The organism is Candidatus Jordarchaeum sp., from assembly GCF_052745115.1.
Genome location: NZ_JBRAKS010000099.1, coordinates 1 through 11884 on the forward strand (window position 1 = coordinate 1; position 11884 = coordinate 11884).

General features: G+C 39.4%; 11 protein-coding genes and 1 pseudogene. 8 read left to right on the forward strand and 4 right to left on the reverse strand.

The annotated features are described in order from the left end of the window. The first annotated feature begins 173 nt into the window (after nucleotides 1-173). Nucleotides 174-590, forward strand: coding sequence for a cobalamin B12-binding domain-containing protein (locus tag ACUVXA_RS08820; protein WP_445870885.1), 417 nt, complete (start codon nucleotides 174-176; stop codon nucleotides 588-590). A 93-nt stretch (nucleotides 591-683) separates the two neighbouring features. Here the strand turns inward: ACUVXA_RS08820 and iorA are convergent, their stop codons facing one another. The 3 genes from iorA to ACUVXA_RS08835 all read right to left on the reverse strand — a co-directional run bounded on the left by iorA (nucleotide 684) and on the right by ACUVXA_RS08835 (nucleotide 4363). Continuing rightward, entirely contained in the window at nucleotides 684-2576 is a 1893-nt protein-coding gene (gene iorA, locus ACUVXA_RS08825; protein WP_445870886.1) for an indolepyruvate ferredoxin oxidoreductase subunit alpha, read from the reverse strand. Between the two features lie 122 nt (nucleotides 2577-2698). Then, on the reverse strand, nucleotides 2699-3529 hold the full coding sequence (locus tag ACUVXA_RS08830; RefSeq protein ID WP_445870887.1) for a 2-oxoacid:acceptor oxidoreductase family protein: 831 nt from the start codon (nucleotides 3527-3529) through the stop codon (nucleotides 2699-2701). A 213-nt stretch (nucleotides 3530-3742) separates the two neighbouring features. After that, the gene (locus ACUVXA_RS08835) at nucleotides 3743-4363 is read right to left on the reverse strand and encodes a hypothetical protein (RefSeq protein ID WP_445870888.1); all 621 of its coding nucleotides are present in this window, start codon (nucleotides 4361-4363) and stop codon (nucleotides 3743-3745) included. 353 nt (nucleotides 4364-4716) lie between these two features. Here ACUVXA_RS08835 and ACUVXA_RS08840 point away from each other — a divergent pair, with 353 nt between their 5' ends. Together ACUVXA_RS08840 and ACUVXA_RS08845 are read left to right on the forward strand one after the other, a co-directional pair. Further along, nucleotides 4717-5544 carry a hypothetical protein gene (locus ACUVXA_RS08840; protein WP_445870889.1) on the forward strand — a complete coding sequence of 276 codons (828 nt, stop codon included), beginning with the start codon at nucleotides 4717-4719 and terminating at the stop codon, nucleotides 5542-5544. A 141-nt stretch (nucleotides 5545-5685) separates the two neighbouring features. Continuing rightward, entirely contained in the window at nucleotides 5686-6558 is an 873-nt protein-coding gene (locus tag ACUVXA_RS08845; RefSeq protein ID WP_445870890.1) for a RimK family alpha-L-glutamate ligase, read from the forward strand. Nucleotides 6559-6577: 19 nt separating this feature from the next. Here the strand turns inward: ACUVXA_RS08845 and ACUVXA_RS08850 are convergent, their stop codons facing one another. Continuing rightward, a complete protein-coding gene (locus ACUVXA_RS08850) occupies nucleotides 6578-7552 on the reverse strand; it encodes a carbohydrate kinase family protein (RefSeq protein ID WP_445870891.1) in 975 nt (324 codons plus the stop codon). Nucleotides 7553-7762: 210 nt separating this feature from the next. Here ACUVXA_RS08850 and fdhD point away from each other — a divergent pair, with 210 nt between their 5' ends. The 5 genes and pseudogenes from fdhD (at nucleotide 7763) to ACUVXA_RS08875 (ending at nucleotide 11868) form a co-directional block, all read left to right on the forward strand. Next, nucleotides 7763-8554, forward strand: a complete 792-nt coding sequence (gene fdhD, locus ACUVXA_RS08855; protein ID WP_445870892.1) for a formate dehydrogenase accessory sulfurtransferase FdhD — start codon at nucleotides 7763-7765, stop codon at nucleotides 8552-8554. A gap of 52 nt (nucleotides 8555-8606) precedes the next feature. Beyond that, complete coding sequence (mobA, locus tag ACUVXA_RS08860; protein ID WP_445870893.1) at nucleotides 8607-9284, forward strand: molybdenum cofactor guanylyltransferase; 678 nt, start codon at nucleotides 8607-8609, stop codon at nucleotides 9282-9284. Nucleotides 9285-9558: 274 nt separating this feature from the next. Beyond that, nucleotides 9559-10524: pseudogene (hypD, locus tag ACUVXA_RS08865) on the forward strand (hydrogenase formation protein HypD); the annotation flags it as partial. Nucleotides 10525-10668: 144 nt separating this feature from the next. Beyond that, nucleotides 10669-10908 (forward strand): 4Fe-4S binding protein, encoded by a 240-nt coding sequence (locus ACUVXA_RS08870; RefSeq protein WP_445870894.1) that lies wholly within the window; start codon nucleotides 10669-10671, stop codon nucleotides 10906-10908. Further along, nucleotides 10909-11868 (forward strand): aldehyde ferredoxin oxidoreductase N-terminal domain-containing protein, encoded by a 960-nt coding sequence (locus ACUVXA_RS08875; protein WP_445870895.1) that lies wholly within the window; start codon nucleotides 10909-10911, stop codon nucleotides 11866-11868. Nucleotides 11869-11884: the final 16 nt, after the last annotated feature.

Consider the following 11884-nt stretch of genomic DNA (forward strand, 5'->3'; position numbering starts at 1 on the left):
TCTCCACTATAAGGGTATCCCTACCCCCAAAAACTCATTTTCAAATACTGAACTTATAGTTAAGCTTAAATAGCACCTTAAATCGCTAAGAAAAGGAAGAGTTTAGACCTCTTTTTCATCGAAACGATAATTTAAAAGAGGATGGAGACATTAAATCTCAAATGGTGATAATCATGTCCAAAAAGCCGAAAATTCGATTTCTCATGGCTAAACCGGGTCTAGACGGACATGATAGAGGTGCTAAAGTAGTTTCCATGGCGCTAAGGGACGCAGGAATGGAAGTAATATACACCGGGCTTCACCAAACTCCTGAACAAATTGTTGAAGCAGCCATACAAGAGGATGCCACTATTATCGGTCTTTCAATTCTTAGCGGAGCACATATGACCCTTATACCACGGGTCTTAGAAGTGATGAAAGAACGGGGAATATCAAACCGGCTGATTCTTGCTGGGGGTACAATAGTATTAAAGGAAGAAATCGAAGAACTTAAGAAATTAGGAGTAGCAGAAATATATGGGCCGGGAACCCCTACCAAAGAAATTGTAGATTTCATCTATAACTATTTTGAAAAAAATATTAAGAAATAACCAACAAAAGATAAACCTCTAAATAAAATACTTGCTTTTGATAAATAATACATCACCTTCTTACAAAATTATTTTTTAATATTAATTTTCCAACTACTCTGTCTCAGATTTCTGTATGGCTTCAGCAGGACACAGGTCTTGACATATGGCGCAGCCGAAGCAGAGGTTCTGTGAAATCTCTACTTCATCGCCTTTAACGAGAAATGCTGGGCAACCAAGGGTGGTGATGCAGAGTCGGCACTTGGTACACTTATTTTTATCAATCTTGTAGGGAATAATCTTATCATTGGCTTCTCTCTTTTTACGCTGACTGACTAGGGTGCAGTCTTGACGCGAAATAATTAGAGCTGGGCCGTCCCGCAGCGAAACCGCCTCCAAAATCGTGTCGACGGTGTTTTTTAGATTGTAAGGATCAGTTACCCTAATGTATTTCACTCCGCATCCTTCTGCAATTTTTTCAATTTGAATCTTGGGGGACGGGGAGCCATCTATTCGGAAACCAGTTCCCGGGTGGGGCTGATGCCCTGTCATTGCGGTGGTACCGTTGTCAAGAACAACAACGATGACCTTGCTACCGTTGTAAACAAGATTGATGAGCCCAGGGACGCCTGCGTGGAAAAATGTTGAATCACCCAAAATGGCAAAAATAGGACTATCCTCCCCGGCCTTAGAAAAACCATTAGCCATACCTATGCTTGCTCCCATGCACAAACAAGTTTCAATAGTTTCTAAGGGTGGATAAAACCCCAGAGTGTAACATCCTATATCCGAGCTGTATATGAATTTTGTTTTGCTTCGTTTTTCTGCCAACTTTAATGCGTAAAAGAAGGCTCTGTGCGGGCATCCTGGACACAGGACCGGGGGTCGGGGTGGAGCTTTAATTTCTTGCTGGTTTTGGATTTTTTGTTTCTGTGTTGGGATACGCTGCCTTTTCTCTAGGAAGTTGTTTATTGCTTCTGCGGTAATTTCCGGTGACAACTCCCCAAATTGAGGTAATAGCTTTTTGCCGATTATTTCCAGAGCTGGATTGAACTCTTTAGCGTACATGATAACATATTCCTCGATAAAAGGTTCAAGTTCTTCCACCACCAAGATACGATCCAAGTTAGACACAAATTCGCCGATTAATTTTCTTGGAGGTGGGAATGTTGTAGCCAGCTTCAGATAGGAAACCTCTCTCATGAAATCGTTTTTCTCAAGATATTCGCTTACGTATGTGTGTGATAGACCAGCCGCTAGTATACCGGTTCTTGAATTTTCGTTGAGCATCATCTTGTTGAAGGGATTCGATTCAACTGCTTCTCTTATTCTCTCCATTCTTTCAAGCATGACTTTCCGCTGAATTCTTGCGTTGACCGGTAGAAAGGTCCAACGGCTTTTATCGTGGTCAAATTTACCCGCCTTTTTTATCTGAGGTATCTCTCCGAGCTTGACGTCCTGTTGAGAGTGGCTTAACCGGGTGGTGCTGCGTAGCATTACCAATGTTTGGTACTGCTCTGAAAAATCAAAAGCGAATTTGATCATCTCTTTTGCTTCATTTGCGTTTGCCGGTTCAAAGACCGGGCAAAAAGCGAGTTTTGCCAATTGGCGATTATCCTGTTCATTCTGACTGGAGTGACAATCTGGATCATCCACACTAACTAAAACAAAGCCACCTCTGGCCCCTGCATAACTCGCGGTTACAAAACTATCCAGAGCAACATTTAAACCAACATGCTTCATGCAGGCAATCGATCGTACTCCACACATTGAGCCAGCAAAAGCAGTTTCGAAACCGACCTTCTCATTTATCGACCACTCTACATATATGTCGGGATAATATTTGGATATGGTGGCGAGGGTTTCGATTATCTCTGTTGCCGGGGTTCCCGGGTATCCTGCCGCAACTCTTACTCCTGCCTCAAGAGCTCCGCGTGCTAGGGCTTCGTTTCCCAATATAATTACACGTGTACCCGGTGAATCTTGAACAAATACCGGTCTAACCATTCAATCATCCCATTTTCTTTTTGCTATTCAAGGATATAAGTTTGGTACAATACTTGTGAACAATTCTTTTAGCATAAATCAAAATTTTAAATGCGTGTTTAAAAAATAGGGCTAAGTTAAAGTTATGTGAATAAAATTTCTCGTCCTTTTTCAACACCTTTCCGAAATGCCTTTAAATTAATATCCAAGAAGTTGGCTGGAACCAGCCTTGAAATGCATGACTCAACAGTTTTGATACTTAAAGGTACTTTTTCGGTTCCTAATAAAATTCCCAGAAGTAAAATATTTGCTACTCTGGGATTTCCCAAGTCCTTAACCAGATCCGATGCCGATACCATAAATACATTTTTTGTAACTTCCTTCAATAAATTAGCAATCTGGTTCATTTCTGGATAGGCAGTGTTTTCTATTAGTTTCTTTGCTGATCTTGGACAAACAGAAAAGCACTGACCACACCCGGTACAAGAATCCTGAATAATACACTTTCCACTAATCACACTTGTAGCCGGGCTACTAAGAACAAGAAAATCGTGATTGCCTTTGAAGTAATAGTTGACTTGGCAGTAGGCAATACAGTTCCCGCATCCATAACACAAAGACTGGTTTATCTCCACCTTTTTCCCGTGTAGAGCAATAGGGGGGATATTAATTTCAGTATTTATGATTGCAATGGAATTTTTATTCAGATAATCCATATAGCGTAATCCCTCTGACAATTCAAGTGATAGAAGAGCGTCAACCGAACCTTTAGCCACTAGTGGACTATCAACATTAGGACCAAATCTCAGGTGAACAATCACCGAGGCTGAGCGTTGACTCATACCTTTAAGCTGTGAAGTTCTCACCTTATTCTCTGGACTCTCTTCGAGGGCAGCCATAGCTAATATATCTGAAGCAAGAACAACGCCCATTCCTCCGATACCCGTTAATATCATGTTGTAGTCTTTTTCCAAAACAGTATCTCCATGTTCAATGTTGATTCATCACTAATGGAAATTATATAGAGAGCTAAGTAATTTGCACATATAATATTTATTCACCAAAAGCCAGCATTAAAAAATTGTAATTTTTTAAGCTAAACTACAGTCACTTCTTTCTCAATCCAGAATGGTAAAAGTCTTAAAATTGACTTGAGTGTGTTTTGGTCTATGTGTTAATTTTTGCTTTTAAAGTAGGGGCTCAATAATCATGTGAGGGAATTTTTCTAGATCTAGGAGAAAAAATTGCATAATGATATTCTCTTCAGCTAAACTTTGAACCTCCTCTAGAAGGTTTATGGGAATATTCTTTGTTAAACAGAATAATACTCTGAAAGGTATACCTTCTCTTTCATGAACTTTGAGCTTGTATATAATGGGATCCGCCTTTTTGTAATCTTTTATTGTTTCCAAAAATTCATAAAGGCTTTTAATTAAGCTAAAACACTCCTCAGGCTCGTTAACTATCCACAGAAATCCCCAAGTTGTTCCATCCCAAATTAGCAAGTCTGCCTTAAAATCTCCGAAGCTAAATTCCCGGAAAAATCTTTCTGGCTCTAAGTATTTTATAAAGAGATTTAAATTGAAAATATAATCCGGGTTGTCTCGCCATTTGGGAAGTATCTCAAAATCTTCGTTAGCGTAAATTAGTGCTCGGACTAATTGTTCTCGTGCCTTTTCCAAGCGAATCAGCATCGAGCTTAAATTGTGATCCTGTCCCTCTCTCAAATCCCGCCTAACTTCAGAAATTAGACGATTAATTAGTGTGAGTTCGTCCTCCAATCTAATTCGGACAGATTCGACTGTCAAATTTAAGACCCACCACCTACCAAAATCTAGAAATTGATGATTGTATTACACCTTCAAAATGGTATCTTCCCGAATCCTACTAAGATTTGAGTAAAACATATTATAAAATTTTTCTATAAAACATACGATATATTGGTTAAAAAAGCTGTTCTCCCAATATTTTTAGTAAATAGTGTACTTAATTAATATTCTTTTACATTTCTGAAAAATATTGATCTAATTTTAAGGAATTGATTCTTGAATTATTTAAAATTATTATTTATACTTTTTTATAATCAATGATAAAAATATTTTTCAGCGTTTTTTATTTAATTTAAATATAAGAAATATCAAAGTTATGCGTAGTGAAACCGATGGACTTTGGAGTAAACTATTTTCTAATAATCCTCAGCGTTATTGTGGGAGCAATCCTAGGGGGAATCATCGTATTCCTTTTAGATTTCTTTTTTAAGGGGTTAGAGAGAGAGGGCCAGCTGGCAATGAAAAATAAAATCGAAATCTATGAACCCCTGCTTAATGCGATTGAAAAAATACAGGAAAGTATTAAATTTTACCAAGTTCCAGGGCAGATAGATGTACGTAAAGAGAATCCGTTGACCTTTTGGGAAGAACTACCGCCAAGTATTAGACGTAATACTCCTAAGGACATCACGGATCTACTTCTCGATTTTTCTGAAAAATTCAAAGAATACTTTTATCTATACTTGGAAGCGGGAAAGATTCTCCGCTTTTCTATTCGCGATGCTTTGAAAAAAAGAAGACAGGAACTAGTAGTAGACGATCAGGAGCTCAAGGTTATTGAAGCCAAACTTTATGATTCTTATAGCTCGGACTTTTACACTGGACGAATACTCTCAAGAAAACACAGCTACGAACTTGAAAATCTCCTAAAAATTAAAAATCCAGAATATATTGAAGATTACAAAATGATACCTATGAGCATTTTCAATGAAATCTGCTCCTACATTCAAGACGAGAAGTGGACCTTACATAATGGGTTTCGTCAACACCAATGGATGAAGGAATTCAAGGAATCTCAAAACAATTTACTAAAGATAATTGAAAAATTGAAAAAAATCCTAGAAGAAAAAATAGATTACATTGCAGAAAATTACGAGAACCGCTACTCAATATTGCATATTATAAAAACCCATTTTTTAAGCAAACGTATAGATGTATAGAATATGGGATTCCTATTTTTAAAATGGAAAAATTATGTTATTCTGGTAAATTTTATTTTTAGTCTTTGCAGTATTGAAGTCGAAGCTGTTAAAATTAATCTTTAAAAGTTTGAACTAAATAATTTCTTTTAGGGTGAAAAAATGATTGGCATCTTAACGGAAGGAGGCGAAAAAGGATTTGCAGTGCCCCAACTAGTAGAGGCAGCTGAGAGAAGAAATATTAAGATAGTACTTATTCCCATGAGAAAACTAATCTTGGGCGTCTCGGCTAACTTTCCCGCCACCTTCGAAAACATAAACCTTCTAGATTTGGATGCTCTTATTTTTAGAGGCTTTAATCTAGGATCATTAGAGCAAGTAATACTGAGAATGGACGCGCTCCATAGATTAGAACGTTTAGGCATGAAAGTATACAATCCCCCCTCAGCGATAGAGAAGGCTAGTGACAAGTTTTATGCATCAGCACTTCTGGAGGAAGCAGGATTGCCCACCCCTCGCTGCTTTGTTACGGAAGATGCGTTTGAAGCATTAAAAGTGTTTAAAGAGATTGGTGATGTGGTTGTTAAGCCCCTATTTGGTTCACAGGGAAAAGGAATAACCAGAGCCACTGATATTGAAACCGCCTCAAGAATTTTCAATAACCTCGCTTTCTCTAATCTTGTAATCTATATGCAGGAATTTGTCCCCCACGGAAATCGCGACATTAGAGCCTTCACAATTGGAGAAGAAGTGGTAGCAGCTATGTACCGAGTATCCGACTCTTGGAAAACAAACGTTTACCAAGGAGCAAAACCAGTAGCCTGTAAACTGGAAGCGGAACTGGAAGAACTCAGTATCAAGGCTGCAAAGGTTTTAGGTTGTGAATACGCCGGCGTGGACATACTTGAGAGCCCAAATGGACCTACAATAATTGAAGTAAATTCCTCTGCCACCTGGAAGGGTTTATACCAAGCAACAAAAATACCGATAGCCGACCTACTACTAGACTATATTCTAAAAAAAGCAAAACAATAGTTCAAATCTTTTATGCGAGCTAAATCTTAATGTCCTTTTTGGTTTTCTCTTTTAAAAATTTGAGAAGTTCTTTCTTATCGGGTAATGCAGTAATAGCTCCCCTCTTTGTAACTACTAGCGCCCCAATTGCGTTTGCAACTGTAATACATTTTTCTAAATCCCATTTCTTGACTAGTCCCACAAGAAGACCTGCGTTCCAACCGTCTCCCGCTCCCGTGGTATCTATGGGTTTAACCTTAAAGGCTGGTGACTCGATTTTTTCGCCTCCATCATTCATTATTATGGATCCCTTATTTCCCAATTTGATTCCTACTATTTTTATTCCGTATCTTAGTGCCTTATGTGCTGCTTCCTCAGGGTTATTGGTTCGAAAAATATACTCTGCCTCCTCTCTGGAAAAGGTTGCTATGTCTGAGGATTTTAGTGCTTTTTCATATGTTTTTCTTAAAACCTTGAGGGAATCCCACATATCCAATCTTAATGTGGGGTCGAATGAGATTCTAACTCCCGCTTTTCCGGCGTAATCCATAGCTCTAAAAATAGCGTTCCGGCAAGGATTCTGTGAGAGCGCAAAACCTGAGATGTGAAGAATACTAGCACCTGCAACATAGTTTTGATCAATATCTTTTATTTCGAGTAAACTGTCTGCAGTGTCACCACTCCACGGCTTCCTGTAAAAAAGGAAACTCCTTTCACCAGTTTCTGGATCATTTGCGACAAAAGTAATTGTGGTTCTTTTCCCCTTCTTAATTGTAACATGAGAAACGTCGACTCTATTTTTCCGGAGTTCTACTGTAAGGAATCTCCCAAAAGGATCATCTCCCACAGCTGTTATTACCCCACTGCTTACCCCCAGCCTTGACACCCCCACTATAGTATTCATAGGTGCGCCGCCGAAACACTTCAAGAAACTTGGAGTATCTATATAAGAAACTGGTTCAGAGGCAACAAAATCTATTAATATCTCACCGATAGCAATCACTTTGGGAGTCAAGAGGACACCACCACTTTTATTTCAAAATTTTTAATAATATTGATTTTTATATTATATGGAATTTTGTGGTTTAAACTTATTTAAGGTTGGATCTATTGAAAATATTTTTGGAAATGGTTATCGATTGGCTTTTTAATATTTTGAGTACTAGTATTAAACATCTATTCATTCATTATAATCCGGGTATCCAATCATTTAAGGTGCTTTGGATTGGAAAGAACATTATCGGTTAAAATCACTCGTTTAAAGAGTGGGGAAGTCTCTGAAACTCAAGATAAAGTGGTTCGAGAAAATATTTTGATTATCAGAGTTAACAGTAGACAAGTTGTGGGTGTGGTATACCTTCCTGGTGAGGAGAGAGAACTCGTTTTTGGACATCTTTTCACCACAGGGGTAATAGAAAACCCAAACGAGGTTCAAGATTATACCTATTCCAACTACACTGCAAATATCACACTAAAAGAGGGGATTGATATTGAGGATCGGCTTGCTACTTGTATTACTGGTCGAAGATTAGTGACCTCGGCTTGTGGTCCTCCAGAGTATTTCATTCAGTTGAAGCAAGGTTTAGGGATTCCAAAGGTTATGTCAGACCTTAGAGTTAAGAGTGATGTTATTTTATCTTCCGCCAAAATTATGAATGATGAAGCAATGATTTTTCGGGAAACAGGGGGAACTCATGCTGCAGCTCTTTTCTCTGAACAGGGAGATTTGATGTATCTGTCAGAGGATGTTGGAAGACATAATGCGGTTGATAAGGTGATAGGGGCGGCCATTCTTTCTGGTAAAAGTTTTGATAAATCGTTTTTGATGAGCACTGGAAGACAAACAGTGGATATGGTGGTCAAAGTAGCAAGAGCCAGCATACCGATAGTGGCATCTCTTTCCGCTGCAACCGATTCCGGTGTTTCAGCTGCGGAATCAACCAATATCACGCTAATTGGATTCACTCGGGGAAAACGGATGAACATTTATACCAATCCTCAACGTGTAATATTATGAATTCCAAAAATATTTTCATTAGATTAATTATCTTCTCTCGGAGAATAGTGAAATGATTCGTGATTCTGCCGCAGCAATTCTTTGTGGAGGAAAATCCCTAAGAATGGGTGCCGACAAAGGCTTAATTTCCCTCTGCGGTAAACCCATGCTTCTCTACGTCCTAGAAGCGTGCGAGGAGCTATTTCCCGAAATATATATCGTTTTAGGCTCAAATATCAATAAATCCTATGAAGAGTTGTTAGATGGCAGAGCGCGAATATTAATCGACGAATTTTCCGATATTAACAGTCCACTTGTTGGAGCCTACACGGCTCTTAAAAACTGCGAATATGATTATCTTTACCTCCTTTCTTGTGACCTACCCTTCGTAAACACCGAGGTGCTTAGATTAATGAGGGAGGTCATTACCACAGAGAATGTGGTGATCCCTCGGTGGCCAAATGGATACATTGAACCACTACACGCCATTTACCGCACAAAGCCTGCAAGAGAGGCTGCCCAAAAAGCTTTAACCGAAAACCGGATGGACATGCGTTCTCTACTACAAAACCTCAAAGGAGTCCTATACCTGTCTACTAAAGTAATCGAACAACTGGATCCCGGTCTCGTAACTTTTTTCAACGTTAACACCATAAACGAATTAAAAAAAGCTGAAAACAGGATAAAAAAACAATACAAAGAAAAACCGAAAATAAAATTTCCATCTTCTAAAAGAAGATCAAAATATTAAGTGTCAAAAATCTGGGATAACAATATATACGCTAAATTGTTTGTTCTCATGGTATTTGGACTGTTACAGGTCGCGTTTTTACTAAATATTGGAATTTCTATTTTATGTGCTGGTAGTGGTGAAATGGAAGATTTTCTTAAAGCATATAAGGACCCCAAATTTGCGAGTAGGTTATCTGAAAAAATAAAGAGTTTGGCTCCGGACCAGAAGGTGAAGTTCGTTCACGTATGCGGGACAGCCTAGAAGCGTGCTCTAAGCCTCGAGACATGAACAAACTATTAGCAAAAACGGTTTAAGGAGCCTTCTTCCAGATAGTGTTGAAGTTATGGCCGGTCCTGGGTGTCCTGTTTGTGTCACGCCTTCCATGGTTTTAGATGAGGCTATTGAACTTGCCCGGAGAGGCGTAATCATCACTGTTTTTGGCGATTTAATGATGGTTCCGGCCACCGAAAGCTCTCTTTATGGCTTAAAAACTGAGGGCGCAGACGTAAGAATAGTTTACGGTCCACATGACGCGGTTGAAATCGCTGAGAAAAACCCGGACAAGGATGTGGTCTTCTGTGCGGTGGGATTTGAAACCACAGCTCCGGGAATTGCATCAGAGCTAATTAGAGGGGTACCCGAAAACTTCAGCATAATAAGCGCGCACCGGCTTATTCCCCCGGCGATGGAACTTCTAATGGGCATCGGAGATCTCCAAATCGACGGATTCATTTGTCCAGGGCATGTGGCAACGATTATTGGAGTTAAAGCCTTCCGACGTTTTGCAGATGCTTACCGTATGCCTACTGTGGTGTCTGGTTTTGAACCTAATGATGTTCTACTTTCCTTAGCCATGCTTCTAAAACAGCTAAAGGACAATGACCCGAAGTGCGAAAACGAGTATGTTCGACTAGTGAAGGAGGAGGGCAATCTTAAGGCTCAAAAAATACTTGGTGAAGTTTTTGATGTTGCTTCCGCTCATTGGAGGGGAATTGGGCGAGTACCGGAATCCGGTTATGTACTGAAAAAAGAATTCGAAGAATATGATGCAGAGAAAAAATATGAACTCACAATAAAAAACTCGGTGGACATTCATCCCGGATGTAACTGCCACTTAGTAATAATTGGGAAAATATATCCTCCGGAGTGCAAACTATTCGGAACAGTATGTAGACCTGAAAAGCCTTATGGCCCATGCATGGTTTCCTATGAGGGAACCTGCAGAATATACCACAAGTACGGAGCCCACTTCAAATAATCATTAAAATTCTCAAAATGCTCTATGTTCTTATAACAAATATTTTATATTGACTTTGTCAATGTTTTTCCATTAACTGCAAAGTAGGTCACTGAATTAATATAGTACGATTTCAGCACTTTTGAGAAAAGGTGATTTGATTTCATGTCTGATAATAAAAGCGTAGTGGAGATTGTCGTGAATCCCGAGAAATGTATGGGCTGTCTGATGTGTGCGTTAAGATGTTCACTTAGGTACTCTGGTGTTTTTAACCCGCTTAAGGCCAGAATCCGAATTAAGGGTTTAAATGGTAATGAAATCCGCTTTACTGAAGAGTGTAATAATTGCGGTCTCTGCGCTGATTACTGTATCTATGGTGCCCTAGTAGTCAAGGAGGGTGGCTAAATGGAATTCAATGGGTATGCGGGTAGAATTCTGAAAGTGAATCTCACGGATCAAGAGTGGAGGGTAGACACACTAGACCTGGAAGTTGTAAGGAAGTTTATTGGGGGCTTTGGAGTAAACAATTGGATAGCCTATCATTTAATCGAACCAGAGACAGATCCTTTGTCTCCGGATAATCCTATTATTGTGGGTGCGGGGCCTCTAGTTGGCACTATGGCTCCTTCAACAAGTAGAGTAATGATAACCACAAAATTACCTATTAATGGGGCGGTAGCGTCTGGAAGTGGCAGCATGGGTTTTGCCGGTATGCTCAAGTGGGCGGGATATGATCACATAGTAATAACTGGGAGAGCGGAGAAACCGGTTTACCTCCAGATTTTTGATGACGATGTGGAGATATGTGATGCTGCTGGTCTGTGGGGCAAAGACCTGTATACTGCTGATTATGAACTGAAAAAGAAATACCATGGCGACTGTAGTGTGATTGCTATTGGACAAGCCGGGGAGAACTTGGTTCGATACTCCTTTGCCCTGGTTGATAAGACGGCCACGGTTGGTAGAGGTGGTTTAGGAGCTGTTATGGGTTCAAAGAATTTAAAAGCCATGGTAGCACGGGGGACCAAAGGGATTAGGGTGGCGGATCGTAAGAGATTCATTGAGACTGTTGATGCAATGCTTATTCGTATGAAAAATTATCCTCTTCGAGAATTCTTTCAGCAGTATAGTTTTATGGCTGCTTGGGATGTTATTTGGAATCTTTACGGATTCTTACACGATAATTGGAGTGTTGCCTATCCTGCAGATAAGGCTAATGAAAGATTTGGAAAAGAAAGATTTAATGAACTCAAAAAACGGGGGTTTGCTTGTCCCTCCTGTCCTATTGGGGACAAAGACTTGCTTGAGGTTCAAAATGGTGAATTCAAAGGGTTTACAACAGTAGGAAGATTTAATACTAAATAATACCATATATGGCTAT